Source organism: Craterilacuibacter sp. RT1T (assembly GCF_023502145.1).
In the GTDB taxonomy this organism is placed as follows: domain Bacteria; phylum Pseudomonadota; class Gammaproteobacteria; order Burkholderiales; family Chromobacteriaceae; genus Craterilacuibacter.
Window position 1 is genome coordinate 204,298 of record NZ_JAMFLI010000004.1, and the last position, 25,882, is coordinate 230,179.

Here is a 25,882-nt window from a genome sequence, read left to right on the forward strand (position 1 = left end):
TCGTGGCGGAAGCAGAGATTCTAGCGCAGAGCATGCTGCAAAGATGCGCTTCAATCAGGAGATGGCAGATGGAGAGCGAGGCGAATATTGCTTTATTTGTATGATTACGATGTATGCTTATGGTTTATTTTGTATGGCTGTTTATGTTTAACATCAATGTCTTCCTGTCTGCATTTGCCTTGGCTGCCGGGCAAATTGTCGGCATTGGCCCGCAAAACGCCTATGTAATCCGTCAGGGTATTGCCCGTCGTCATATCCTGCCTATCGTCGCGATTTGCATTGTCTGCGATGTGCTGCTGATCAGCCTGGGTGTGTTGGGCATTGGCACCTTGCTGGCCGCTATTCCGGGATTTATCACCCTTGTTAGCTGGCTGGGTGCCGGGTTTATTGCCTGGCTTGGGTTGCGCGCTTTGCGCTCGTCTTTATCGCCACAGGCTTCCACGCTGGAGGGCGATATCGTGCATGAGCGGCGCGGTGCTATTCGCAGCGTTTTATTGCTGACACTGCTCAACCCCTATGTGTGGCTGGATACCGTGGTGTTGATTGGCGGCTTGTCTGCCGCTTATGGCGAGGCCGGACGACTGTCCTTTATCGGCGGTGCATTGCTCGCCTCCATCTTGTGGTTCTCTACGGTAGGATTTCTGGCCGGACGCCTGGCGCCTTATTTTGCCAAGCCAGCCAGCTGGCGCATTTTGGATGGGGTGATCGCACTGGTGATGTTTGCAACAGCCATTTCCCTATTGCTTAACTTCGGCTTGAAATGACAGCGGATCAGGCATGATCCATACGCTATGATCCTGATCTACATAACCGAAAAGAGATCGCCATGACAGAAGCCAACAGTACAGTTATCAAGCCCTGCAGTAAATGCGGTTCGCGCGCCGAACTGGTCAAGGCCGGTTCGCACCGTTTCTGGGTGCAGTGTATGGAGTATATCGGGCAAGGCAACTGCACCGGCATCGGCGCGCAGGCAGACAATAAGAAAGAAGCGATTCATAACTGGAACAACAAGCGCTGAAGGCTATCAGGGTTTGACCATATCCGGATGTGGCCATAGCCAAGCTAGCAATAAGGCGATGCCGGAACCTATCGCCGCTTCGAAAAAGCGCAGGCTGGCATTGACCAGCGGGGGCAGTCCGGGATGAAGGGCTGAAACGACCAGAACCACCAAGACGGTGACGCAGCCCAGACGGCCATTGTCCGGTACGCCCAGCAGCTGACTGAGCAATATTGTCAGAAATACGCAGATAAAACCGGCTGCCCAGTTATTGGGCAGCAGAGTCAGATAAAGCCAGCCTACGGTCGCACCAATCAGCGTACCCAATACCCGCTTGCTGGCGGCCTTGATGGTCTCGTCACTGCTTGCCTGCAAGACCACAATGCCGGAAATGACTGCCCATAAACGGCCTATCTCGGCTGAAGCACCGGGTATCTTTCCGCCCAGCACATAGCCGCAAGCGCCGGTCAGTATAAGCAACAGCATGATGCGTATGGCGGCAATAAAATCCAATTTGCCAAATTTGATGCTCACAGCTATTCCTAAACATCATCAATATGCTTAAGAGTGTAGACGGTCGCCTCAGAATTCGATGGTGACTTTTTTAGCCCCCAGCATTTTGGCGCGGGCAATCAATTGCTCCAGGCTGGCTTCGGTCAGCAGAATATCGGGCAAGGCGGGCTGGGCAGTCGGCGAAATAACCGCAGGGGGCGGGGGGGGGGCAGGCGGTGCCGAGGGCGATGTTCGCGCAACCGGGACAGGTTTGGCTGCACTTTGCAGCTTGGCCAGCTCCTGACACAGCTTTTCATAGGCTTGCGCGCTGGGTTTGATATGACTGCTATCGGTGGCCTCATAGCGCTGGATGGCTGCCGTAGACATACCTATCTTGTCTGCCAGAGCCGTACGCGACAGATGAAGTGCTTTGCGCAGGGTCTTGAGTGCGAGCGGAAAGTCCGGGCTTTCAAAAGCAGGCAAAACAGTCATCTGAGCTCCATTCTTTTGCATTGAAATAAAATCATACACTTTTTCATACAGTACTACAACGCATATCTGTGTGTGTTTTTATGTGTGAATTTATAAATACAGCCCATAAAACACATGCTGCCATATTGTGTATTAAAACAATTAGGTGTGGCTGTATTGATTTATGTATGATTTACGGGCGACCAAAAATCACACATGATTGCCTTTTGTATTGTTGTGTGTGATTGATTTTTTATTCATACACGGCTAAATAAATACATCACTATTGCAAGGCTAGCCATCACCGGTTTGCTGCCAGCAAGTCGGGTAACAGACTGGCTAGCGGCGAAGAGTGTCGGCAAAAAAACAATCGTTTGGCTTGAAAATGTCTTGAAAGCAGAGATTGTCGAGACGCTGCCCTGTAAATCTGTGAAAATCAGCAACTCAAATTTCATACTCATTTTATATAAAAACGAGGCGCAGCATGCAATCTATCGCTCCCGACTACATCAAACATACCGGTCTGCTGGCCTGGGTTGCTAAAGTGGCCGAGCTGACCCAGCCGGATGCCATCCACTGGGTAGATGGTTCCGAACAGGAAAATGTCTTGCTGCTGGAGCAGATGGTCGCGGCTGGTACGCTGACGCGCCTCAACCCGGAAAAGCGGCCTAATAGCTATGCCGCTTTTTCTGACCCGTCTGACGTAGCGCGCGTGGAGGATCGTACCTATGTCTGTGCTGAAAATAAGGCAGATGCAGGTCCGAATAATAACTGGATGGATCCGGATGAAATGCGCGGCACACTGCAAGGCCTGTTTGCCGGTTGTATGCGTGGCCGCACCTTGTATGTGATTCCATTCAGCATGGGGCCGCTGGGCTCGCCGATTGCACATGTCGGCATCGAGCTGACCGATTCGCCTTATGTCGTCGCCTCGATGCGCATCATGACGCGCATGGGACGTGCGGTGTACGACGTGCTCGGTGAAAACGGCGACTATGTGCCCTGCATTCATACCGTCGGCGCACCTCTGGCCGCAGGAGAGGCCGACAAGCCTTGGCCTTGCAATCCTGATACCAAATACATTGTCCATTTCCCCGAGACGCGCGAGATCTGGTCCTATGGCTCGGGTTATGGCGGCAATGCCCTTTTGGGCAAGAAGTGCTTTGCGCTGCGCATTGCCTCCACCATGGGCCGCGATCAGGGCTGGCTGGCCGAGCATATGCTGATCCTGGGGGTGGAAAGCCCCAAGGGTGAAAAGTCTTATGTGGCCGCTGCATTCCCTAGCGCCTGCGGTAAAACCAACTTTGCCATGCTGATTCCACCGGCGGCTTATCAGGGTTGGAAAGTCACCACGGTAGGGGACGATATCGCATGGATCAAGCCGGGCAGCGACGGCAAGCTATATGCCATCAATCCGGAAAATGGTTACTTTGGCGTGGCGCCGGGCACCTCGGTCAAATCCAACCCTAACGCCATGGCCATGCTGCAGCAGAATGTGATTTTCACCAACGTCGCGCTGACCGATGATGGGGATGTATGGTGGGAAGGTATGAGTAAGGATGTGCCGGCGCATCTGACCGATTGGCAGGGTCAGGATTGGACGCCGGAAATCGCCAAGGCGACCGGACGCAAGGCGGCTCACCCTAATTCGCGTTTTACCGTTTCCGCCACCCAGTGTCCTTCGCTGGATCCGGCATGGAATGATGCCGCAGGTGTGCCTATCTCGGCCTTTATCTTCGGTGGCCGCCGCTCGTCTACCGTTCCGCTGGTGTTTGAAGCGGCCGGCTGGAACGAGGGGGTGTATATGGCGGCAACCATGGGCTCGGAAACCACCGCTGCCGCCATGGGAGCACAAGGGCAGACCCGGCGCGATCCTTTTGCCATGCTGCCTTTCTGCGGTTATCACATGGGGGATTACTTCAACCATTGGCTGACGGTGGGGAGCAAACTGGAGCAGGCACCGGCTATTTTCTGCGTGAACTGGTTCCGCGTGGATGAAAACGGCCGCTTCCTGTGGCCGGGCTTCGGTGAAAACATGCGGGTGCTAGAGTGGATTGTTGGTCGGGTGCAAGGCGTCGCCAAGGCCGAGAAAAGCGTACTGGGCTGGATGCCAAGCTATGACGATCTGGATTGGAGCGGGCTGGATGAAGTCAGTCGCGAGCAGTTTACCGATCTGATGAAGCTGGATACCGAGGCCTGGCGCAAGGAAGTTTTGGCGCATGGCGACTGGCTGGCCAAGCTGGCTGACCGCTTGCCAGCCAGTCTGGCCGAGCAGCGTGTCCGTTTGAGCGCCATTCTCGAGGGCTGACTGACTATCGGGGTTGGATGTGATCTTCGTCTGAATCCAGTAGCCCGGCAGGCTAGACTTGCCGGGCTGTTTTATTGGGCATTCGGCTGTTGTATCTGTAGTCGCCGATGATGATGCGGTACTTTTCCATGTTGGCATCAGGTCTGGATCGATTAAACGGCTTTTGGTGCTGGCTTGCGAGAGGTCTGTTTGCTTCCCGGCACACAAACTTTTGTGCCTTTGGTTTTCTCTTGCATTTTTCTGGCAAGGCTATCTGTGGCGTTTGGGTGAAAGTTGCGGTTTGCGGCGATTTTCCCAATCAAGAACTTTGACTGATCAATCTATTTGCATTTTTGTGCCAAAAATCATATTGATTTGTTGTTTTTGAGCCTTGTTGTGTCGTTAGTGCGACATGGGGCTTCTTCATTTCGACAACTACGATTAGAATTGCGCGGTTTGTTCGGAGGCATGAAAAAGTGGAATATCAGCAGGCAATTATTCAGCAAATCAACGCGGTCAACCGCGCTGTTGCTGTTTTCTTTGTCGCGCCACTGTTGCCCGAGCAGACATATTGGTTTTTAAAGAAAAGCTCCTGATTATTCAGGGGCTTTTTTTTCATCTAATAACATTAAAACGACAGGAATAGGAGCCATACCATGACAAATACGCTCTACCGCAAACACATTATCTCTATTCCAGACTTTACCCGTCAGGAGCTGGAGCTTGTCGTGGAAACCGCAGGCCGGCTTAAGCGCGAGCCGCGTAATGATCTCTTGCAAGGCAAACTGATTGCCAGCTGCTTTTTCGAGCCCTCCACCCGTACCCGCTTGTCGTTTGAAACGGCAGTCCAGCGTCTGGGCGGCAACATTATCGGCTTTGCCGATGGTGGCAATACCTCGGCCAAGAAGGGTGAAACCCTGGCCGACTCGCTGAAGATTATTGGCGACTATAGCGATGCAGTCGTGATGCGCCACCCGAAGGAAGGCGCAGCCCGTCTGGCCAGCGAATTTTCCCCGGTGCCCATCATCAATGGTGGCGATGGTTCCAACCAGCATCCGACCCAGACCCTGCTTGACCTGTTCTCCATCTATGAAACCCAAGGCACGCTGGAAAACCTGACTGTCGCTTTTGTTGGTGACCTCAAGTATGGCCGTACCGTGCACTCGCTGACCCAGGCACTATCGCTGTTCAATGCCAGCTTCTATTTTGTGGCACCGGAAGCTCTGGCCATGCCGGACTACATTTGCGAAGAGCTGGACGAAAAGGGCATCAAGTACACCCTGGTCAGCAGCCTGGAAGAGGTTATTCCGGAAATCGATGTGCTTTATATGACCCGTGTGCAGCGCGAGCGTTTTGACGAGGCCGAGTTCAAGAAGATCCAGGGCCAGTTCATTCTCAAGGCCGAGATGCTGAAGCATGCGCGTGACAATATGAAAATCCTGCATCCGCTGCCGCGCGTAGACGAGATTGCAGTCGATGTAGATGCCACGCCCCATGCCTATTACTTCCAGCAGGCCAAGAACGGGGTGTATGCGCGCCAGGCGCTGCTGTCCCTCGTGCTGAACGAAACTGTCTGATAAAACCGGATACAAGGAAGAATTCACCATGCAATACACGCGCACCGTAGAAGCCCTGAAAGAAGGCACCGTAATCGACCACCTGCCTGCCGGACAGGGCCTGAAAATCCTGCGTCTGTTCCGCCTGGCCGATACCGGCGAGCGGGTCACCGTTGGCCTGAACCTGATCAGCCGTCACATGGGCAACAAGGACATCATCAAGGTCGAGAATGTGGCGCTGACCGCAGAGCAGGCCAACGAGCTGGCTTTGTTTGCACCACAGGCAACGGTCAATGTGATCGAAAACTTCGATGTGGTCAGAAAGCACAAGCTGGTATTGCCGGAAACGATTGAAGGTATTTTTGCCTGCCCGAACTCGAATTGCATTTCTCATAATGAGCCGGTGAGTAGCTTTTTTTATGTCAAAGAACATAAAAATGACACAAAGATGCGCTGCAAGTATTGCGAAAAGGTGTTCAGTAAGGATATTGTTGCCGAAGTGCGCTAAGTCGTACGAAGGGCATAGAGGGAAGCATGACATAAAGCACCGCGTTTGACGGTGCGTCAAAATACAGAAGACGCCACGGTTTACCGTGGCGTCTTTATGTTTTCGCCGCTTGAGTCAGGCGGCCTGGCGCGGGCGTTTTTGTGCCAGCAGATCCGCCTGTAGCGCCGTGATTTTGGCGTCGGCGATCTGATAGTTGCGTTGCTTGATATGACCGAAGCCGCGAATGGCATCGAAACTGCGTACCAGTTCGCAGGCTTGTTCCAGATTGTTGGCATTCAATAAAGGCAGCAGGATCTTGATCTGCTGCTCGAAGCGTGCAATCAGCAGGCGCTCGAGTTTCCGGTCTGCTTGCCAGCCAAACGGGTCAAAAGCGGTATGGCGCAAAAATTTCAGCTTGGCCAACCATTTCATCGCCGTCAGCATCCAGGGGCCGAAGGCACGCTTGTTATGATTCTTTCCGCTTAGCCAGGATGGCGCCAGCTGAAAGACCAGCCGGTAGTCGCCTTCGAAGCTGGCGGCAAGCTGTGCCATAAAAGCGCCATCGCTATACAGTCGTGCCACCTCGTATTCGTCCTTGTAGGCCAATAGTCTGGCGTAGCTGTGGGCAACGGCCAGCGCCAGGCGCGTACTGGCCGGATTGGCACGCGTTTCAGCCTGTTGCACCTGCTCGGTCAGCGCGCGGTAGCGTGTGGCCAGTGCCGCATTCTGGTAGGCGGTGAGCAAGGCGCTGCGTTGCTGCACGACATGTGCCACGGTTTCACGTGAAACAAAGGCTACCACACTGCCCGGGTTCAGCATCTTGTCCAGTACGGCCGGCTGATGGGCGGCATGGCGCCCCCACTGGAAAGCCTGCTGGTTGAATTCGATGGCTGCTCCATTCATACGGATGGCTTCCAGAATGGCTGCTGCACTCAAGGGCACCAGACCCTGTTGCCAGGCATAACCCAGCATGAACATATTGCTGGCGATGGCATCGCCCAAGAGCCGGGTGGCGTGGCCGGTGGCATTGATCTCGAAATAGCGGCCGGTGCCGACGGATTCGACGATGGCATCTTTCATGGCCCGAGCCGGGAAGGACTGATCGGGGTGGGTCAGAAAGGCACTGGTTTGTGTCTCGTTGCTATTGATGACGGCGTAGCTGAAACCGGCACGCATTTTGGCCAGGGTTTCTTCTGCGGCACTGACGACCAGATCGCAACCCAATACCAGATTGGCATCGCCGGCGGCGATGCGTACGGCGTGCAATGCCGCTTGCGAGCGGGCGATGCGCACATGCGACCAGACCGAGCCGCCTTTTTGTGCCAGCCCGGCCATATCCAGCACGGTAATGCCCTTACCATCCAGATAAGCGGCCATGCCCAGAACCTGACCGATGGTGACGACACCGGTGCCGCCTATGCCGGTAATCACGATACCGTAGGGGGTGTCCAGCGCCGGCAGTACGGGCTCGGGCAGTGCCGGTAAACGGCTGATATCGAATTGTTTGGCTTCAGGCTTTTTCAGGCGGCCGCCTTCGATGGTGACAAAGCTGGGACAGAAGCCTTCCAGACAGCTGTAGTCCTTATTGCAGCTGGACTGGTCGATAATCCGTTTTCGTCCCAGCGGGGTTTCGATGGGCATGACCGACAGGCAGCCGGATTTTTCGCCACAGTCGCCGCAGCCCTCGCATACCTGCTGGTTGATAAACACACGCCGTGCCGGATCGGGGTAGAGGCCGCGCTTGCGGCGCCGGCGTTTTTCCGCGGCACAGGTCTGGTCATGGATCAGGATGGTGACGCCGCTTGTGGCGCGCAGTTCAAGCTGCAGGCGTTCGATCTCGCTGCGGTGGAAGACCTCTACGCCGGGCGCCAGCGTATCGATCAGGCCATGCGCCGCATGATACTTTTCCGGCTCATCGCTGGTGATTACGATGCGCGCCACGCCTTCGGCCGCCAGTTGGCGCGTTATCAGGGGTACATCCAGTTTGCCGTCCACATGCTGGCCACCCGTCATGGCTACGGCATCGTTATACAGAATCTTGTAGGTGATATTGACGCTGCCGGCGACGGCCGCGCGTATCGCCATCAGCCCGCTGTGAAAATAAGTGCCGTCGCCCATATTGGCAAAGACATGCGCAGTGCTGGTAAAGGGGGCTTGCCCCAGCCAGGCCACGCCTTCGCCGCCCATCTGGCTGAAGGTCTTGGTATGCGGCTCTATCCAGGTCGCCATATAGTGGCAGCCGATGCCGCCCAGTGCACGGCTGCCATCCGGCACCTTGGTGCTGGTATTGTGCGGGCAGCCCGAGCAATAGTGCGGCACGCGTGCCAGGCTCGCGCGCGGCCTGACCAGCTGGGCTTCTTTTTCGCGGTAAAACTGCAGGCGCTGGTGGATCAGCGGGCTATCCACGATATTGGCGAGGCGGCTGGCGATGGCGCGTGCAATCATGGCGGGTGTCAGCTCGCCGGCGGCAGGCAGCAGCCAGTCGCCATGGGGCAGGGCCCATTCGCCTTTCTCTGCAAACTTGCCCACCACGCGCGGGCGTACATCCTCGCGCCAGTTATATAGCTGCTCTTTCAGCTGGTATTCGATAATCTGGCGCTTCTCTTCAACCACCAGAATCTCGTCCAGCCCTTCGGCAAAGTGGCGTACCCCTTCCGGCTCCAGCGGCCACACCATGCCGACCTTGAAAATGCGCAGGCCGATCGCGGCGGCGAGGCTCTCGTCTATGCCCAGATCGTCCAGCGCCTGCATCACATCGAGATAGCTCTTGCCGGTGGTGATGATGCCCAGCCGTGCATTGGGCGAGTCCAGCGTGATGTGGTTCAGGTGGTTGGCGCGCGCATAAGCCAGTGCCGCATACAGGCGCTCATGCAGCACGCGCTTTTCCTGTAGCAGTGGCGGGTCGGGCCAGCGGATATTGAGGCCACCCTCGGGCAGCGGGAAGTCGTCGGGAATGACCGCTTGAAAACGCTCGGGGGAGACATCGACGATGGCGCTGCTCTCTATGGTGTCGGTGATGGCCTTGAGTGCCACCCAGCAACCGCAATAACGGCTCATGGCCCAGCCATGCAGGCCGAAATCGAGCACTTCCTGCACGCCGGAGGGGCTGAGTACCGGAATCATGCTGGCCGCGAGAATATGATCGGACTGGTGCGGAAAGGTGGACGATTTGGCGGCGTGGTCATCCCCACACACCAGCAGTACACCGCCCTGTGCGCTGCTGCCGGCCACATTGCCATGTTTGAGCACATCGCCGGAGCGGTCAACGCCGGGCCCCTTGCCATACCACAGCGCGTAGACACCATCGACTTTGGCGCCCTCGAACAGCCCCAGCTGCTGGGTGCCCCATACTGCTGTTGCGGCCAGGTCTTCGTTCAAGCCGGCGTGAAACACCACCTGATGTGCCTGCAAATGGCTGGCCGCCGCCTGCATGGCAAGATCGACATTGCCCAGCGGCGAGCCGCGGTAACCGGTGACATAGCCGGCGGTATTCAGGCCGGCCTGACGGTCGTGCAGCTGCTGCATCATAGGCAGGCGCACCAGCGCCTGAATGCCGTTCATCAGCACCTGGCCATTGAGGATGGTGTATTTGTCTTCCAGTGAAGTCTGGCGGATGGACATGGATGCTCCTTGACGATGGGCGCTTGTGGCGCAGTGGGCGGCGCAGCTGACCTTGTGGGTCGTGCTTTAGTTGTAGCGTCTGCATTGCCATCCATCAGCAAGATAGATAAGCCGTGAATAAAGGGCAAAAGGCTTGACGTTTATCGCCGGGCTTTGTGGCCTGTACGCCAGTGCAGCAAAATTGGCCGCCACCGATTTAGCCGATACCCATATGTGTTAATGTGTTGACTCCTGCTGAAACCCGACTGTCTGCCATGACCACCCCTTCTTCTGCCAGTACCCGTCAGGGACTGGTTTTTGCTACCGGCGCCTATCTGTGCTGGGGCTTGTTTCCCCTGTACTGGAAACCGCTGCACGAAGTGCCGGCCTTGCAAATTCTGGCGCATCGCATCGTCTGGTCGGCCTTGTTGCTGACCCTGATTCTGGCGGTGCGCGGGCAATGGGGCTGGCTGGCCGAATCGCTGCGCGACAAGCGGCGTATGGCTTTGCTGGCGGTTTCGGCCACCATGTTGTCGTGCAACTGGCTGGTGTATATCTGGGCGGTGACGCATAACCGGGTGATCGAGGCCAGCCTCGGATACTTCATCAATCCGCTGGTCAATGTGCTGCTTGGATGGCTGGTGCTGGGGGAAAGGCTGACGCGGCTGCAGAGTATTGCGGTCGCGTTGTCGGCGCTGGGCGTCGCCTGGCTGACGTTTAGTGTGGGCACGCTGCCATGGATCGCGCTGGTACTGGCGGTGTCTTTTGGTATTTATGGCTTGTTGCGCAAGACCGCTCACCTGCCGTCGCTGGAAGGATTGGCGCTGGAAACCTGGCTGCTGTTTCCATTGGCCTTGGGCGCTTTACTGTGGTTTGAAGCGCAAGGAGAAGGGGTATTCGGCCACGCCGCAAGTGGGATCAATCTCTTGCTGATTGGGGCCGGTATCGTCACCACCATCCCGCTGCTCTTGTTTGGCGCCGGCGCGCGGCGCTTGCCGATGACCATGCTGGGCTTGCTGCAATACCTGTCGCCGACCATACAGTTTTTGCTGGGAGTCTGGCTGTATCACGAGCCTTTCTCCGGTACGCGTCTGATTGGTTACGGCCTGATCTGGAGCGCTTTGCTGCTGTATTCCGGCGTCAGCCTGTTCGGCGCACTGCGTACGCGCCGCACTTGAATCAGCGGTTGCTGCGCACCCAGCCCAGCCACTGGGTAAACAGGGCCGGGTTGATGGCGGCGATGGCCGAGCGTGTCCAGAGCGGGCCCTGCCAGTAGTCGTCATCGTCCAGTGTGGCGATGCAGCCACCGGCCTCCTGCAGAATGAGGGCGCCGGCCGCGTAGTCCCATAGCCGCTGGCCGCCATGCAGATAGATGTCGTAACGGCCGCTGGCCAGATAGCACCAGTCCAGCGTGCTGGAGCCCATATTGCGCTGGCTGGCGCAGGGCGCCACGCTGTGTATGCGCGAGGCCAGACGCACTGAACGCAGATATTTGATGTCTATGCTGGCGATGGCGTCACTGATGGGTTTGCTGGTCTGTTTCAGCGGCAGGCGGCTGCCGTTAAGATAGGCGCCCAGTTTGTGGCGCGCATAGAACATCTCGTCAGCCACCGGGTTGTAGATCACGCCGATTTCGCTTTTACCATGGCGCATCAGCGCCACCGACACGGCAAAATACGGCAGGCCGTTGACGAAGTTGGTGGTGCCGTCTATCGGGTCGACCACCCACAAGCCTTCCTGGTTGTCCTGCCACAAGGCATCCTGTTCCGCCGGACTCATTTCTTCGCCCAGTACCGGGTAGGGCAGGATCTGTGGCAGCAGGCGGGACAGCGCCTGCTGGCAGGCAAGGTCGGCCTCGGTAAACAGCGTGCCGTCATCCTTGCGGCTGGCTCCCACATACAGGAAGCGCGGCATGACTTCGGTTTGTGCGACTTCGCGCACGGCACTGATCACCTGATCGACAACATGCATACTGGCGGCCTTTTGCTGGATGCCGGTCAAACACCGGCCGAACGCTATAATAGCGAACTCATTATATTGCGGTGCGGATAAAATATCCGTTTCGCCTGCTTATCTCGGGACGACCCAAATAATGCCAAGGTTTTACGTAGACACGCCACTTTTATCCGATCAGGAATTTTCATTGCCGGAGGAAGTGGTGCGCCATATCCAGGTTTTGCGGCTGCAGGCAGGAGACAGCCTTACCTTGTTCAACGGCCAGGGTGGCGAATATCCGGCAATATTGCTGACGCTGGGCAAACGCGAGGCGCGCTGCATCATCGGTGCCCATCTGCCCACTGCCTGTGAAAGCCCGGTATGGCTGGGCTTGGCGCAAGCCATATCGGCCGGCGACAAAATGGAGTTTACCCTGCAAAAGGGGGTGGAAATGGGGGTTAGCGTATTCCAGCCGCTATCCACCGAACGCTCCATCGTCCGCCTGTCGGGGGAACGTGCGCAAAAGCGTATTGAACGCTGGCAGGAAATTGTCGTGTCGGCGTGCGAGCAGTGCGGCCGCAATACTATCCCTGAAGTCCGTCCCATCCTGACACTGAAAGAATGGCTGGCGCACCCACCCGAAGCCGATGCCCGCCTGATTCTGTCGCCGCTAGGCGAGCGCAAGCTGGCTGACCTCGCGCAGGCACCGCAAAAATTATGGCTGATGGCCGGGCCCGAGGGCGGGTTTTCCGGGCAGGAAGAACAGGCGGCATTGGCATCCGGCTGGACGCCTTTGCGTCTGGGGCCGCGCGTGCTGCGTACGGAAACCGCGGCACTGGCGGCGGTCGCCGCCGTGCAGACACGCTGGGGAGATTACTGCTGAGGTTCAGACTTCGCGGTAAACCAGATTGCCCGAAAACAGCAGTTCCTTGTCGCTAAGCTGGGCATGGCTGGCGCCGGGCTGGATGCGGTCGAATACGAAGCGGCGTGTGCCGCATTGCAAGGTGGCCGGGATGGGCGCGTCTTCGTAGCGGCCGACGATTTCTGCCGATGGTATCGGCTCTATGCCTGCCGGCAGCGATACGCCTTGTGTTGCCGGTAGTTCCAGCTCCCAGTCCTGGGCATCTTTTTCCGGCAGTTTGGCCGGTGCCGCCTGACGCAGCCAGAGCAGCAGCAGCCATTGCGGCAGCAAGGCCTTATGCACGCGCTTGTCGTCGGTGACGACACAACTCACCTTGAACTCGGTATGGCAGCCAGGGCAGCGCGCCAGTGCGACGATAAACAGGCGGTCTTGAACCATGACAGCCTCACCTGCCATATTGTCTGCCGCAACCAGTTGCTGGCACTGCGGACAATGCTTGGCAAAACGGCTGATCGAGTTGCCATTGTTGAAGCGGATAGGTAAATAGCGTGCGATAGGTCCGGACATGCGATGACGTTGCCTGTGATAAGTAGCGCCGCCATTATACGTCAGCCCGCAAGGTGATTGCGTCTGGCGTGTGCTATATGGCAAGACGGCTTAAAACTTCAGCTGCAGGGCCCGGAACAGATGCGCCAGCGTCCAGGCCGGGCCTATCAGTAAAAATTGCACATCCTTGAAAAAGGAAGGTTTTTTGCCTTCTATCTTGTGGCCGATAAACTGGCCTATCCAGGCCAGTACAAATACCAGCAGCGACAGCGGCAAGACCGGAATGCCCAGTCTGGGCAGCCAGGCCAGTAGCCCCAGCATGCTACCGCACATCAGCCCCATCGCCAGTGCCATGCGCCAGGATAGCCGCAGATAAAACAGCAGACCCAGTGCCAGCAAGATATAGGCCGGATTGATCGCTGCGGGAATGGATGAGGCCAGCCCGAACACGGCAAACACGATGGCGGGTACGCATAGCTTGTGGATGGCGATATTGGTCGGATGGCGGTGGCTAGCGCCATAGTCGTCCAGCCATTGGGTCAAAGTCATGCCATATCTCCTTTTTATTCAAATACAATAGCGTTTGCCGCCCAAGGCAGGCAAGGCGTTTGATATGGAACAAACCTGCAGCTATTGGCAATAGGGCATTGCATCGTCCATCGTTAGAATAAGAAAACCCTACTATGGACACTGCAGTGAACCAGACCGCCAAGCCCCGTTTCCAGTGCATCAAGGAGCATATCCTGGATGGCATCCATCGCCAGCTGTATCTGCCTGGCTGCAAAATCCCGTCCGAGCTTGATCTGGCAAGGGATTTTGCTGTGTCGCGCATGACGGTGAACAAGGCTTTGCGCGAACTGAGCGATGAAGGCGTGTTATTGCGTTTTGCCGGCGACGGGACTTATGTAGCGGAAAACAAGGTGGCCGCACCGTTACTGGACGTCAACAATATCCGGCAGGAAATTCATACCCGCGGTCATCATTATGTGGCGGATGTGGTCAGTCTGTGTGCGCTGGCCGCGGATCAGGAGACGGCGCAATACCTCGAAGTCGAGCCCGGAATGGATCTGTACTATTCGCTGATCGTGCATCGCGAGGACGGATTGGCGGTGCAGCTGGAGGAGCGTTTTGTACATCCGCACTGGGTGCCGGATTATCTGGCGCAGGATTTCACCCGCGAGACGCCGAACAGTTATTTGCGGCGTAGCGCGAGCCTGACCGAAATCGAGCATGCCATTTCTGCCGTGATGCCGGGTGTGCGGGAGCAGAGCTTGTTGGCGCTTAATGCCAACGAGCCCTGCTTACTGGTGCAGCGTCACAGCCACTCGCACAAAAATCTGGTGAGCTTTACCCGGCTGTGGCATCCCGGGCACCGTTACAGCCTGCACTCGCGTGTATTGCTGGATAGCTAGACGCTACAAAAAAAGGCCACATCCGCAAGCGGTGTGGCCTTTTTTCATGCAGTCGGCGGCTTACTTGCCGCTGATGCTCTTGCCGTAGCTAGCTGCTGCGGCTTCCATTTTCGGTAGCAGCGCTTTTTGTGCGGACTGCATGACATCGGCAGCGGCACGGTCAATGACTGCACCATTGGACTGCAGCCATTTCTGGCCGGCAGGCGTCTTGACGAAGGCGGTAATCTGCTTGATCTCGGCGGTGGTAAAGGCCGAGCCGTAGCTGTTTACCAGTGCCTGTTCGAATTGCTGCTTGGTGGCACTGGAGTCGAAGTAGTCCTTCACCAGTTTCATCTGGCTATCGCCATAGGCTTTCAGGCCATCTTGTGCTTTTTTCTGCTGTTCGGCGGTCAGCTCGATCTTGTTGTCGACCAGATATTTTTGCAGCAGCGGGCCGGCGCTGGTGGCAGCGCGCTGCGCCAGCATAGGCAGCATGCCGTTGATGCGGGTTGCGCTGATCAGTTCCTTGACCGCGGCCGTATCGGCTGCAGGCGCGGCCTGAACCATCATGGGTACAGCCAGAAGCAGGGCGGACAGCAGACCGGCGATGCGGCGTTGAGCGAACATGAGGTTTCCTTTTCAATTAAGCCAGGTGCACAGGGAAAGCAGTTTGGCATTTGCTGTGCTTTTGGTCAAAGGCTGTGCAAATGCTTACTTTTCTATTGAAGCAGCTATTGTGGTGTATTGCCTGTATTCAATAGGCGGCACTGCTAAAACTTGGGAGCAATTAGTCGCCACCCCGTCTGGTACAGGCCGGCTACGCTATGTTAAGTTAGTCGATTGTATACAAAACACCACAGCTCAAGGCTGCACTTACACGCAAGGACACACACTATGTTTGCAGCAGAAATCTATAGCGCCCGTCGTGCCCGGCTGGCGGATGCCGGTCTGTCCGGTCTGGTGGTATTGCTGGGCAATGTCGATGCGCCGATGAATTACGCGCATAACCCCTACCACTTTGTGCAGGACGGCAGCTTCCGCTATTTCTTCGGCCTGGATATGCAGGGCCTGGCCGGCGTGCTTGATCTGGATCAGGGGGAGGTCGCATTGTATGGCGACGAGCCCGAAGTGGCGGACATTGTGTGGACCGGCCCCTTGCCGGCGCTGAGCGCGCGTGCGGCCGATGTCGGCGTCGGCCTGACCCGACCTTATGCCCAGCTGGCAACGGCGATACAGGCGGCGCAGGCCGCCGGCCGTCCGGTGCACTATTTGCAGCCTTACCGTGGCGAAACGGTGCTGGAGCTGGCACGCCTGCTCAACTGCAGCAGCGATGCCATCAAGCCCGGCTTTTCCGTGGCGCTGACCCATGCCGTCGTTGCCCTGCGTGAAATCAAGCAGGATGTCGAAATCGCCGAAATGGAAGCGGCGCTGGCGGTAACGCGCGAGATGCATATCGCGGCCATGCGCGCGGCGCGCCCCGGCGCCTTCGAGTACCAAGCGGTCGGCGCCATGGAAGGCATTATGCGCAGCCAGGATCTGCGTCTGGCCTATCCGTCCATTTTCTCGCGTCGCGGCGAAGTGCTGCATAACGAGCACTACAAGGGTCAGCTGCAAGCCGGCGATCTGGCATTGAATGATACCGGTTGCACCTCGGCCGGCGGCTACGCCAGCGATATTACCCGCACCATTCCGGTGGGCGGGCGCTTTAGCGACAGCCAGCGTGCCATTTACGAAATCGTGCTGGAAATGCAGGAAAGCGCGATCGCTGCCCTGCGTCCGGGCGTGCGCTACCTCGATATGCACAAGCTGGCGGCACGCGTGATGGTCGAAAAAATGACGGCACTGGGCTTTTTCCATGGCGACGCGGCGGAAATCGTCGAGTCGGGGGCTTACGCCATTGCCTTCCCGCATGGTCTGGGTCACCAGATCGGGCTGGATGTGCACGATATGGAAGCACTGGGCGAAGACCTGGTCGGCTACGGCGAAGGGCTGGCGCGTAGCCCGCTGTTTGGCCTGGGTTATCTGCGTCTGGCCAAATCGCTTAAGGCCGGCATGGTGCTGACCGTCGAGCCCGGCATCTACTTTATCCCGGCACTGATCGAAGCCTGGCAGGCCGAAGGCCGCCACGCCGGCCTGATCAACTACGCCCGCTTCCTGGAATACCGCGATTTCGGCGGCATCCGTCTGGAAGACAATGTGTTGATTACGGCCGATGGCAGCCGCATTCTGGGCGAGCATATCCCCAAGACCGTGGCCGAAGTCGAAGCGGTGATGGCCGCTTAAGCCGGACGCACTGTTGCATGAAAGCCGCCTGCGGGCGGTTTTTTTGCGCCGGCCGCCCGGCCCGCTTGCACTTGGCGCGGCTTGCTTCTAGCTTGTCAGCATCCGCACACCGAGGGCGTTATCATGAGTCGGGATGTCAGAATCCGTCTGGCCGAATCGCAGGATATCGATGCCATCCTGCCGCTGTTTACCGCCTACCGGGTGTTTTACGGCCTGGAGCCGCGCACGGCAGACAGCTGGGCCTATCTGGCGGCGCGGCTAGCGGATGGCTCGGCCAGGGTCTTGCTGGCCGAGGACGAAGAGGGCGAAGGGCTGGGGCTGGTGTTGATGTATCCGGGGTTTGACTCGCTGGCGCTGGCGCCAAGCTGGCTATTATCCGATCTGTTTGTCGAGCCGGAGGCGCGCGGCCACGGCATTGCGCAAGCCTTGATGCAGGCCGCGCATGTTCTGGCTGCCGAGCAGGGCGCCGACAGCATGCTGCTGGAAACCGCGCACGACAATCTGGCGGCACAGGCGCTGTATGGCAAGCTGGGCTATGTGCGCGACCAGGTATTCGGGCGCTATGCGCTCAAGCTGTCCCGGACGGATTGAGCGACGAATTTGCCTGCGGCCAATCGAACAGGCGCACCAGCGCGCTGATATTGTCGCGGCCGAAGCCACGGGCCTGAGCAATGGCCAGTACCTGATGGACGGCCTGACTGGTGGGCAGCTCGGCCTCCAGTGCGCCGGCTGCCTCCAGCAGATAGCGGAAATCCTTTTCGAGCAAGTCCAGCGATAGCTGTGGCGCGAAGTTGCGTGCCAGCATCAGCCGGGCGCTGGCGCAGACTGCCGGGCTGGCGATGGGGGTGGAGCTGATGATGTCCAGCGCCCGGTCCGGGTCGACGCCGGCCTTGGCCAGAAAGCCGAGAATCTCGGCCATGGCGGTCATTTGCGTACCCAGCAGCGCATTGAGCGCCAGTTTCAACTGTGCGCCCTGACCGTTACCGCCGACATGATGCACCACGCTGCCCATGGTTTTGAGAATGGGACGGGCGCGGCGAAAGGCGCTTTCCTGACCGCCGACCAGATATACCAGCTGACCGGTCTCGGCCTGGCTGCGCGAGCCGGAAACGGGGGCGTCCAGAAAGTTGCTACTGCCCAGCGCCTGTGACAATTCGTGTATCCACGCGGATGACAGCGTGCCGGACTCTATCGCCAGTACATCGTCGCCCAGGGCCGCCAGTGCGCCGGTTTGGGCATCCAGCCACACGGCACGCGAGGCCGTGTCGTCGCTGAGCATGGTCATCACCACATCGGCATCCTTGACCGCTGCGCGCGGCGTTTCGGCCATATGGGCGCCATGGTGGGCCAGCAGGCGGCGCTGTTCATCTGACCGGTCCCATACCGTCAGCGGGTAACCCGCCATCGCCAGCCGTCCGGCCATGCGCGAGCCCATGCCGCCCAGACCGAGAAATGCGATTCTGCTCATGATCCCGTTCCCTTGTTTTCAGCCGGCCAGTGCCGGGTTCAGGCTGTAACTGCCGGTCAGGCTGGCGCTGGCCAGCGTGTGGCGGGCGATGGCCGCCCGCACCGCCGCGCCATCTGCACGCTCGCCCAAACCCAGGCTCGGGGTGTCGAGCGCATGCAGGGTAAACACATAGTGGTGCAGCCGGGCATCGTTCCACGGCGGGCACGGGCCATCGTAGCCGTAGTAGTCGCCGGCCATGTCCGGGTCGCCGGCATTCCAGCCGGTATAGTCGTTGATGCCGTGACGCATGCCGCCCGGCGCATCCGGCCCCGCCTTGCCGCCCACGGTCACGCCGCTGCTATGGCTGCCTTCGGCAATGTCGTGGGTGGTGGCCGGGATATCCAGCAGCAGCCAGTGGAAAAAATCGGTACGCGGCAGATCGGCTGTGATGGTGCGCCCCTCTACATTGACGTCGGTGCCGACACTGGGTACATCCGGGTCATGGCACACTAGCGCAAACGAGCGCGTGCCGACCGGCTCGCCCTGCCAGTGCAGATGGGGGTTGAGGTTGTCGGACAGGGCGATATGGCCACTGTTTGCCGGTACGGCAAAGGCGTAGCGGCCGGGAATACGGGCACCATCCTGAAAACTGTCGCTAAAGAGTTGCATAAAGGTCTCCTTGAGAATTCAGCCTTGCGGCACCGGTGGTTCGTTGAACAGGGTTTTGTAGGCGTGCGGTTGCGAGCGCCAGTATTGCGGTGGCGCGTCGACATGCGCGCCCAGTGCGGCGGCGGCATGCCATGGCCAGCGCGGGTCGTACAGCATGGCGCGCGCCAGAGCCACCATATCGGCCTGACCGCTGGCGACAATGGTTTCGGCCTGTTCCGCCTCGGTAATCAGCCCGACGGCAATGGTGGGCAAGTGGCAGGCTGCGCGGATCTGTGCGGCAAAGCCGACCTGATAGCCGGGCGTGACCGGAATCTGCTGACGTGGCGACAGCCCGGCAGACGATGCGTGGATATAGGCGCAGCCAAGGCGTTTGAGTTCTTGGCTGAAAACGGTGCTTTGTGCCACATCCCAGCCGCCTTCTACCCAGTCGGTCGCCGAGATGCGCACGCCGACCGGCTTGCCCGGCGGGAAGGTCGCGCGGACCGCCTCGAAGACCTGCAAGGGAAAACGCATGCGGTTTTCCAGCGAGCCGCCATAGGCATCAGTACGAAAATTGGCTAGCGGAGAGAGAAACTGGTGCAGCAGATAACCATGGGCGGCGTGTAATTCCAGCATATCCACGCCAAGGCGGGCGGCGCGGGCGGCGGCATCGGCAAAAGCCTGCAGCAGGCGCTGCAGGCCGGCGCTGTCCAGTGCCTGCGGGCAGGGATCACTGTCCTGATAGGGCACGGGTGAAGGCGCCAATATGGTCCAGCCGCCATGCTCCGGTGGCAAGTGGTGGCCGCCATCCCATGGCCGCGCGGTCGAGGCCTTGCGCCCGGCGTGTGCCAGCTGAAGGCCTAAGGGCATGGCGGAATAAAGGCGGATGGCGCGGATAACGCGCCCCAGCGCCTGCTCGGTCTTGTCCGAATACAGGCCCAGATCATGCGGTGAAATGCGCCCCTCGGGGGTGACGGCGACCGCTTCGCTTAACAGCAGGCCGGCGCCCGACATGGCCAGCTGGCCCAGATGCATCAAATGCCAGTCATTGGCCTCGCCCGCCTCGGCCGAGTATTGGCACATCGGCGCGACAATGATGCGGTTGGCCAGCGTCAGCGCATCCAGCAGCATGGGCGTAAACAGGGTACTCATTCCGGCTCCGTTTGCAGCGGGCCCACTTTGCGGGCAATGAGTACCAGTCTAGACGCTGACGCCAGACTTCACTGGCGCGATCGTGTCAGAACGGGCGTGGCCGTTTGCTATTGGGGCCGCCCAGCTTGAAGTTGTCGTCCAGTACGCCATAGGCCAGCGGCGCCATGGCTTGCAGCGCCTCGGCCTGTGGCAGGCCGGCAAACGCCAGCTCGGCGTCAAGCAGGTGCAGCGCGCGCCGCGCCGCGGTACACAGGCCGACGGCAATATCGAAATCGGCGCTGCTCAGCACTTTGCTGTTGCGTAGCTTCTTGGCGTAAACACGACACATCTGGGCATATTTGTAGGCGGGTTCGCGTGCCTCCGCCTCGAAGCCGCCGGCGGTCTCGAAGCCGTCAAAGGCCGAGATCACGGCATGGCAGGCGGCTTGTGCGCGCTCGAAGCGCTTGAGTGTCGCGGCCTGCATGGCTGCATCGGGTTGGGTGGCGCTTTTCTTTTTGCCGGCCATGGTATGGCCCTCACTGAATAAGATGATAGGGCGCGATTGTAGTCGATGGCGGCCCTGCTCAGGAAACCCCGCCCGCACTCGGGGGTTTGCCTATTGCCGCAGACTGTCCCACCATGAGCGCATGTGGCATATCCTGACCAACTTCGGCGACTCTGCCGTAATGATTCCCGCCGCCCTCGCCATCGGCCTGTGGCTGGCTCTGCGCCGGGCATGGAGCCAGTTCCTCGCCTGGTGGCTATTGCTGGGTGCCGGCAGCCTGCTGGTGTTGTCCAGCAAGCTGGCTTTTATCGGCTGGGGCATCGGCATTGCGGCCATCCGTTTTACCGGTTTGAGTGGCCACGCCTTTATGTCGGCTTCCATTTTGCCGGTGCTGGGTTATCTGCTGCTGGAGGGCTGTCGATCCGGCCTTGGCCGCGCCGGCGTGCTGCTTGGGATGGGTGCGGCGCTGGCGGTAGCCGTTTCGCGCGTCGTGGTCGGGGCGCATTCCCCGTCGGAGGTAATCAGCGGCTGTGCGCTGGGCTTGTGGGTCGCCATCCTGTTTTTGCGCATGCAGGGTAAGGCCGGCCGGCCACAGCAGATGGGCCTGATTATCGCCGCCTGCCTGCTGGTGGCCGCCGGAGCACTGCTCGGCCTGCGCGCGCCCTCGCAGGACTTCATCACCCAGCTGGCGCTGTATCTGTCCGGTCGTGCGCCTGCAAGCTGGTAGCACCGGCCTTTGGGCTCACGACCAAATAGGGTGTAATGCAGGATTAGCGTGGCAGGTGTGGCGAGATCAGCTTCAGGTAGAGCAGGGCACCGATCTGTGCGCCCAGTAGCGGGCCAAGTACCGGCACCCACCAGTAATCGCTGGCACGTCCACCATTAAAAGCGACGGCATCCCAGCCCGAGAGCGCAATGAATAGCCGCGGACCCAAGTCGCGTGCCGGATTCATCGCAAAGCCGGTCAGCGGGCCGAACGAGGCACCAATGACCGCAACCAGCAGACCAATCAGCAAGGCGCCGGCGAAGCCGCGCGATGGACCGTTACGCGGGTCGGTGAGTGCCAGAATGCCCGTCATCAGGATCGCGGTAATGACGGCCTCAACCAGCAGGGCTTGCACATTGCCTAGGCTGGCATGGGCAAAGGTGGTGAAGATGGCGGCACTGGCCACGCTTTGCGGTGTGCCGCGGATAATCCCGTGCGTACTTTCCCAGTCGGCCAGTAATGGCGCATAGAGTGCCATTACAAGGGCGGCTGCGCAGAAGGCTCCCGCACACTGCGCGACGATATAGGGCAGGGCCCGCCGGCGTTCGAAGCCGGCCCACGCGGCGAGCGCCAGCGTGACCGCCGGATTTAGGTGCGCACCCGATACGCCGGCAACGACATAGACCGCCAGCGCGACCCCCAGTCCCCAGGTGAGCGAGATTTCCCACTGGCCGAAATTGGCCCCCGATAGCTGCATACCGGCAACGGCGCCCACACCAAACAGAATCAGCAGTGCCGTGCCGATGAATTCGGCCAGGCAGGCACCCGCCAGGCTGGGCCCTGCTGCGGGTCGCGGTAGGCTATCTGCTGTTGGCATCGTTTCTTTCATCGAATGTTGCTGCACGATCAAGCCGTCTCTATTGTCGGTGCCAAGCGGCGCAGATGCCGTACGGCATAGGCTAGGAACAGCAGCCAGAGCGTAGCCATCAGCATGCCGTATGGCAGGCCGGGCCCGCCGACAGTGGCAAAGCCCAGTGGCGAGAACGTCAGGTACATCGAGATCAGCAGGCAGACCAGCAGCACGCTAGTTAGGCGGGCATAGCGCCATGGTCGCAGGTGTAGCGGCAGTTGCTCGCCATCGGCCAGACGGAAGTCGATGGTGCCTGCGCGGCCATTGCGCGGCCAGAACCAGCCACAGCAAGCGAGAATGACTGCGTGCAGGGCGAACATCATGCCCATGATGTGGACGAAGTTGATGCCGATACGCTTGTCGATATCGAAGCCGATGACCAGGATGCCGTACAGCAGGACATGCAGTACCAGCACCAGACGGGCACTCCATCCTGGAACGCGCGGCAGGAAGAAACCGGCCAGCACGATAGCGATAATCGGGATGTTGTAGAAGCCGGTGACGCGGCGGATCAGCAGGTAAATGCCATCCGGTGCATACAGCATCAAGGGGGCAATCACCATCGAGATCAGCGCAAAGCCGGTGCCGACCCATTTGCCGACACGAACCAGTTCGGCGTCGCTCGCTTGCGGGCGGAAGGCGCGGTGCCAGTCCATGGCGAACAGCGTCGCGGTACTGTTGACGATGGAGTTGAAGTGGCTGATCACCGTACCGAAGAAAGCTGCGACAAAGAAGCCGAGCAGCCACCACGGCATCACCAGCTTGATCAGTGCCGGATAAGCAAGATCGGGTTTATCCAGTTGGTCGCCAATCAGGTGGAAGGCGATCACGCCGGGCACCAGCATGACCAGCGGTACCAGAATCTTGACGAAGCCGGTCAGCAATACACCCTTCTGGCCCTCGGCAAGGTTTTTTGCGGCCAGCGTACGCTGGATCGTTGCCTGGTTGGTACACCAGTAAAACAGGTTGGCAAAGATCATGCCGGTGAACAGGGTGCCAAACGGAATACGGCTGTTTTCATCACCGACGGCATTGAGCTTTTCCGGCTGGTTGATGACCAGATGATCGATACCGGCGGCCAGAGAGCCGTCCCCCAGCGCGATCAGGCCAAGAACCGGCACTGACAGGCTGGCCAGCAGCAGTACGACGCCATTGATGGTGTCTGAAATCGCTACTGCGCGCAGTCCGCCCAGCACGGCATAAGCCGCACCTACACCACCCATGACCCATACCAAAATCCAGATCATGGCTTCGTGGCCAAGGCCAAGCGCGGTATGGATACCGAACACTTCATCCAGTGACAGCGCGCCCAGATACAGGGCAACCGGGTTGGCCACCAGCGTGTAGCCGATGATGAACATCGCACTGACGATGCGCCGGGTGGTGACGTCGTAGCGGGTTTCCAGATACTCGGGCAGGGTGGTGAAGCCGCCCTTCAGGTAACGGGGAAGAAAGAACATGGCCAGCATGATGGTGGCGAGCGCAGCCGTACTTTCCCACGCCATCGAACTGAGGTTGTCAGCATAGGACTGGCCGTTCAGGCCGACCAGTTGTTCGGCCGACAGGTTGGTCAGCAGCATCGAGCCGCAGATAAACCAGCCGGTCAAGCCGCGGCCTGCCATAAAGTAGCCGGCTGCTCCGCTATCGTGGGCGCGGGACGTCAGGCGCGAGGATATCCAGGCCACGCCAAGCGTAAACAGTAGAAAGGTTGCCAAGGCAAATATGGATTCTGTCATACGGATCCCCGTAAAAATCAATCTATCCAGTAGAATTCGTAGCGCAATGATATAGATGGGTCTTTAGGCTGTCGATCGAATATAAAAAAAACGCGCGTTCGCTTGTTTTTTATCAAGTAATTCCGAAGTTAGTGAAAAAATTCCCGGCTTTTACCATGAATGGGTTACTTGTTTTTGTTGTTTATGCATATAAGGCACTGATAATTAGCATTATTTATCTATTTGCGTGATGTCTTACATGTGTTTATAAGCAAGTCTGACTTTACGGATTTTCCTGATCTTGATCAATAAAATACCTATTGCTACTTGTCTGCCATTAATCGTAACGCTACGATTTGCTCGTCAAAAGCGTGGCCGGCAATAAAGGTGACCACGCTGTAATCAAACCGCATAGATACTCTCAACAATACCAATCAGGCGTGCGAGGCAAATACTTATGCCGAGCCACCTTATGGAGAACAGCATGACCACCCATGCAGCAACGCTGGATAACAGCGTGACAGCCCCTGCAGCGCAGGCAACAGGCGAACAGCGCCTGCCGGGCAAAGAAAAATTTGCCTACGGTGTTGGTGACTTCGGATACAACTTTATTCTGGATATCACCACGCTTTATCTGCTTAAGTTCCTGACCGATGTCGCCGGCGTACCGGCAGCATGGGCCGGCGTAATTTTCCTGGTCGCCAAAGTCTTTACCGGCTTTACCGATCTGGGTACCGGCATGCTGCTTGATGCACGCCATAAGTTTGGGCCACGCGGCAAGTTCCGCCCGTTCCTGTTGTGGACGACTATTCCGCTCTTTGTCCTGAACTGTCTGTTGTTCTGGAACTTCGAGGCACTGGGCGTCACGGCCAAGACGGTACTGTTCATTGCCTGCTTTATGGGATTTGGCCTGTTCTTCAGTCTGGGTAATGCCACTTACGGTGCCATGGTGCCGGCGATGACGACCAACTCGCAGGACCGTGCCGAACTGGCCGCCTGGCGTCAGGGTGGAGCCAACACCGGTCTGCTGCTGTGCACTGTCGGCTTTATGCCCATCGTGCTGATGTTTGATACCCAGGCGACCGGCTATATCGTGGCCGCGATGATTTATACCGGTATCGGCTGTCTGGCTGCGATCTACTGCTACGCCAATGTCAAAGAAAACCATCTGGTCGAGCCACCTAAGCCGGTTGCGGGCAAGAGCCATACCCGGGAAGGCATTCGTGCCGTCATGCAGAACAAGCCGCTGCTGGTGCTGGCCATCGCCAACCTGCTGACGCTGTCTGCATTCAACGTCAAGCTGTCGGTACAGGTGTTCTATGCACAGTACGTGCTGGGCGATGTCTCCATGGTGTCCTACATGTCCTTCGTCTCCATGGGCTGTATCTACATCGGTGTACTGATGGTGCCGGCAATGGTTCGCCGCTTCGGCAAGAAGGCGGTTTACCTGACTGGTCTGGCTCTGTGGGCTGCCGGTGACATCTTTAACCTGTTCTTTGGCGGTAGCGTGATGAGCTATGTGGTGTTCACTTCGCTGGCCTTCTTCGGCTCTGCGTTCGTGAACAGCCTGAACTGGGCGTTTGTATCTGATTGCGTTGAATACGGCGAGTGGAAAACCAATGTACGTACCGAAGGCCTGGTGTACTGCGGCATGACCTTCTTCCGTAAGTGCTCGCAGGCGATTGCCGGCTTTATTCCGGGTTTCGCGCTGGCCATGGTGGGTTACATGCCTAACGTCGAGCAAAGTGCCGAGGCCAAGGCGGGTATTACCGGCCTGATCTTTGTATATCCGGCAGCATTGGCAATTATTACTGCGCTGGTGATTGGTTTCTTCTTCACCCTGAACGAGACCTTCTACAAGAAGATCATTGCCGATCTGGCATCGCGCCGCGCGGCAAAGGCCTGATGATCTG

The 25,882-nt window shown here is 58.4% G+C and carries 25 protein-coding genes; 12 read left to right on the top strand and 13 right to left on the bottom strand.

Going from position 1 to position 25,882, the window contains the following annotated elements; translation table 11 throughout:
• Positions 1-119: 119 nt before the first annotated feature.
• Both M3P88_RS09005 and M3P88_RS09010 read left to right on the top strand, forming a co-directional pair.
• Complete coding sequence (locus M3P88_RS09005; RefSeq protein WP_249615711.1) at positions 120-764, top strand: LysE/ArgO family amino acid transporter; 645 nt, start codon at positions 120-122, stop codon at positions 762-764.
• 62 nt (positions 765-826) lie between these two features.
• On the top strand, positions 827-1,018 hold the full coding sequence (locus tag M3P88_RS09010) for a Lar family restriction alleviation protein (protein ID WP_249615712.1): 192 nt from the start codon (positions 827-829) through the stop codon (positions 1,016-1,018).
• Between the two features lie 6 nt (positions 1,019-1,024).
• Here the strand turns inward: M3P88_RS09010 and M3P88_RS09015 are convergent, their stop codons facing one another.
• Complete coding sequence (locus tag M3P88_RS09015) at positions 1,025-1,531, bottom strand: FUSC family protein (RefSeq protein WP_249615713.1); 507 nt, start codon at positions 1,529-1,531, stop codon at positions 1,025-1,027.
• Between the two features lie 48 nt (positions 1,532-1,579).
• A complete protein-coding gene (locus M3P88_RS09020; protein ID WP_249615714.1) occupies positions 1,580-1,981 on the bottom strand; it encodes a helix-turn-helix domain-containing protein in 402 nt (133 codons plus the stop codon).
• 463 nt (positions 1,982-2,444) lie between these two features.
• Between M3P88_RS09020 and M3P88_RS09025 the strand changes: the two genes are divergently transcribed.
• The 3 genes from M3P88_RS09025 to pyrI all read left to right on the top strand — a co-directional run bounded on the left by M3P88_RS09025 (position 2,445) and on the right by pyrI (position 6,311).
• Positions 2,445-4,268, top strand: coding sequence for a phosphoenolpyruvate carboxykinase (GTP) (locus tag M3P88_RS09025; RefSeq protein ID WP_249615715.1), 1,824 nt, complete (start codon positions 2,445-2,447; stop codon positions 4,266-4,268).
• A 635-nt stretch (positions 4,269-4,903) separates the two neighbouring features.
• Positions 4,904-5,824, top strand: coding sequence for an aspartate carbamoyltransferase (pyrB, locus tag M3P88_RS09030; RefSeq protein ID WP_249615716.1), 921 nt, complete (start codon positions 4,904-4,906; stop codon positions 5,822-5,824).
• A gap of 28 nt (positions 5,825-5,852) precedes the next feature.
• Complete coding sequence (gene pyrI, locus M3P88_RS09035) at positions 5,853-6,311, top strand: aspartate carbamoyltransferase regulatory subunit (protein WP_124735546.1); 459 nt, start codon at positions 5,853-5,855, stop codon at positions 6,309-6,311.
• A gap of 114 nt (positions 6,312-6,425) precedes the next feature.
• On the opposite strand, the gene M3P88_RS09040 is transcribed toward pyrI, so the two are convergent.
• Positions 6,426-9,911: an indolepyruvate ferredoxin oxidoreductase family protein gene (locus M3P88_RS09040; RefSeq protein ID WP_249615717.1), complete on the bottom strand. Its 3,486-nt coding sequence runs from the start codon at positions 9,909-9,911 to the stop codon at positions 6,426-6,428.
• 254 nt (positions 9,912-10,165) lie between these two features.
• Between M3P88_RS09040 and rarD the strand changes: the two genes are divergently transcribed.
• Entirely contained in the window at positions 10,166-11,068 is a 903-nt protein-coding gene (gene rarD, locus M3P88_RS09045; RefSeq protein WP_249615718.1) for an EamA family transporter RarD, read from the top strand.
• A gap of 1 nt (position 11,069) precedes the next feature.
• Here the strand turns inward: rarD and M3P88_RS09050 are convergent, their stop codons facing one another.
• Entirely contained in the window at positions 11,070-11,861 is a 792-nt protein-coding gene (locus M3P88_RS09050; RefSeq protein ID WP_249615719.1) for an inositol monophosphatase family protein, read from the bottom strand.
• Positions 11,862-11,982: 121 nt separating this feature from the next.
• Here M3P88_RS09050 and M3P88_RS09055 point away from each other — a divergent pair, with 121 nt between their 5' ends.
• Positions 11,983-12,708, top strand: coding sequence for a 16S rRNA (uracil(1498)-N(3))-methyltransferase (locus M3P88_RS09055; protein WP_249615720.1), 726 nt, complete (start codon positions 11,983-11,985; stop codon positions 12,706-12,708).
• A 3-nt stretch (positions 12,709-12,711) separates the two neighbouring features.
• Here the strand turns inward: M3P88_RS09055 and M3P88_RS09060 are convergent, their stop codons facing one another.
• Together M3P88_RS09060 and M3P88_RS09065 are read right to left on the bottom strand one after the other, a co-directional pair.
• Positions 12,712-13,254: a hypothetical protein gene (locus M3P88_RS09060; RefSeq protein WP_249615721.1), complete on the bottom strand. Its 543-nt coding sequence runs from the start codon at positions 13,252-13,254 to the stop codon at positions 12,712-12,714.
• A gap of 90 nt (positions 13,255-13,344) precedes the next feature.
• Positions 13,345-13,782 (bottom strand): Mpo1 family 2-hydroxy fatty acid dioxygenase, encoded by a 438-nt coding sequence (locus M3P88_RS09065; protein ID WP_249615722.1) that lies wholly within the window; start codon positions 13,780-13,782, stop codon positions 13,345-13,347.
• Positions 13,783-13,916: 134 nt separating this feature from the next.
• Here M3P88_RS09065 and hutC point away from each other — a divergent pair, with 134 nt between their 5' ends.
• Positions 13,917-14,645, top strand: a complete 729-nt coding sequence (gene hutC, locus M3P88_RS09070; RefSeq protein WP_249615723.1) for a histidine utilization transcriptional repressor HutC — start codon at positions 13,917-13,919, stop codon at positions 14,643-14,645.
• Between the two features lie 60 nt (positions 14,646-14,705).
• On the opposite strand, the gene M3P88_RS09075 is transcribed toward hutC, so the two are convergent.
• Positions 14,706-15,251 (bottom strand): DUF2059 domain-containing protein, encoded by a 546-nt coding sequence (locus M3P88_RS09075; RefSeq protein ID WP_249615724.1) that lies wholly within the window; start codon positions 15,249-15,251, stop codon positions 14,706-14,708.
• 267 nt (positions 15,252-15,518) lie between these two features.
• On the opposite strand from M3P88_RS09075, the gene M3P88_RS09080 reads away from it, so the two are divergent.
• Positions 15,519-16,907 (top strand): aminopeptidase P family protein, encoded by a 1,389-nt coding sequence (locus M3P88_RS09080; RefSeq protein ID WP_249615725.1) that lies wholly within the window; start codon positions 15,519-15,521, stop codon positions 16,905-16,907.
• A 123-nt stretch (positions 16,908-17,030) separates the two neighbouring features.
• Positions 17,031-17,498, top strand: coding sequence for a GNAT family N-acetyltransferase (locus M3P88_RS09085; protein WP_249615726.1), 468 nt, complete (start codon positions 17,031-17,033; stop codon positions 17,496-17,498).
• On the opposite strand, the gene M3P88_RS09090 is transcribed toward M3P88_RS09085, so the two are convergent.
• The 4 genes from M3P88_RS09090 to M3P88_RS09105 all read right to left on the bottom strand — a co-directional run bounded on the left by M3P88_RS09090 (position 17,476) and on the right by M3P88_RS09105 (position 20,659).
• Positions 17,476-18,375: an NAD(P)-dependent oxidoreductase gene (locus tag M3P88_RS09090; RefSeq protein ID WP_249615727.1), complete on the bottom strand. Its 900-nt coding sequence runs from the start codon at positions 18,373-18,375 to the stop codon at positions 17,476-17,478. The genes M3P88_RS09085 and M3P88_RS09090 overlap by 23 nt on opposite strands.
• A gap of 18 nt (positions 18,376-18,393) precedes the next feature.
• Positions 18,394-19,023, bottom strand: coding sequence for a YbhB/YbcL family Raf kinase inhibitor-like protein (locus M3P88_RS09095; RefSeq protein WP_249615728.1), 630 nt, complete (start codon positions 19,021-19,023; stop codon positions 18,394-18,396).
• Positions 19,024-19,041: 18 nt separating this feature from the next.
• Positions 19,042-20,154, bottom strand: coding sequence for an NADH:flavin oxidoreductase/NADH oxidase (locus M3P88_RS09100; RefSeq protein ID WP_249615729.1), 1,113 nt, complete (start codon positions 20,152-20,154; stop codon positions 19,042-19,044).
• A gap of 85 nt (positions 20,155-20,239) precedes the next feature.
• Positions 20,240-20,659 (bottom strand): hypothetical protein, encoded by a 420-nt coding sequence (locus M3P88_RS09105; protein ID WP_249615730.1) that lies wholly within the window; start codon positions 20,657-20,659, stop codon positions 20,240-20,242.
• A 121-nt stretch (positions 20,660-20,780) separates the two neighbouring features.
• On the opposite strand from M3P88_RS09105, the gene M3P88_RS09110 reads away from it, so the two are divergent.
• Positions 20,781-21,365 carry a phosphatase PAP2 family protein gene (locus tag M3P88_RS09110; RefSeq protein ID WP_249615731.1) on the top strand — a complete coding sequence of 195 codons (585 nt, stop codon included), beginning with the start codon at positions 20,781-20,783 and terminating at the stop codon, positions 21,363-21,365.
• A gap of 43 nt (positions 21,366-21,408) precedes the next feature.
• On the opposite strand, the gene M3P88_RS09115 is transcribed toward M3P88_RS09110, so the two are convergent.
• Entirely contained in the window at positions 21,409-22,221 is an 813-nt protein-coding gene (locus tag M3P88_RS09115) for an MIP/aquaporin family protein (protein WP_249615732.1), read from the bottom strand.
• A gap of 29 nt (positions 22,222-22,250) precedes the next feature.
• Positions 22,251-23,990: a solute:sodium symporter family transporter gene (locus tag M3P88_RS09120; protein WP_249615733.1), complete on the bottom strand. Its 1,740-nt coding sequence runs from the start codon at positions 23,988-23,990 to the stop codon at positions 22,251-22,253.
• 463 nt (positions 23,991-24,453) lie between these two features.
• Here M3P88_RS09120 and M3P88_RS09125 point away from each other — a divergent pair, with 463 nt between their 5' ends.
• On the top strand, positions 24,454-25,875 hold the full coding sequence (locus M3P88_RS09125) for a glycoside-pentoside-hexuronide (GPH):cation symporter (protein WP_249615734.1): 1,422 nt from the start codon (positions 24,454-24,456) through the stop codon (positions 25,873-25,875).
• Positions 25,876-25,882 lie beyond the last annotated feature (7 nt).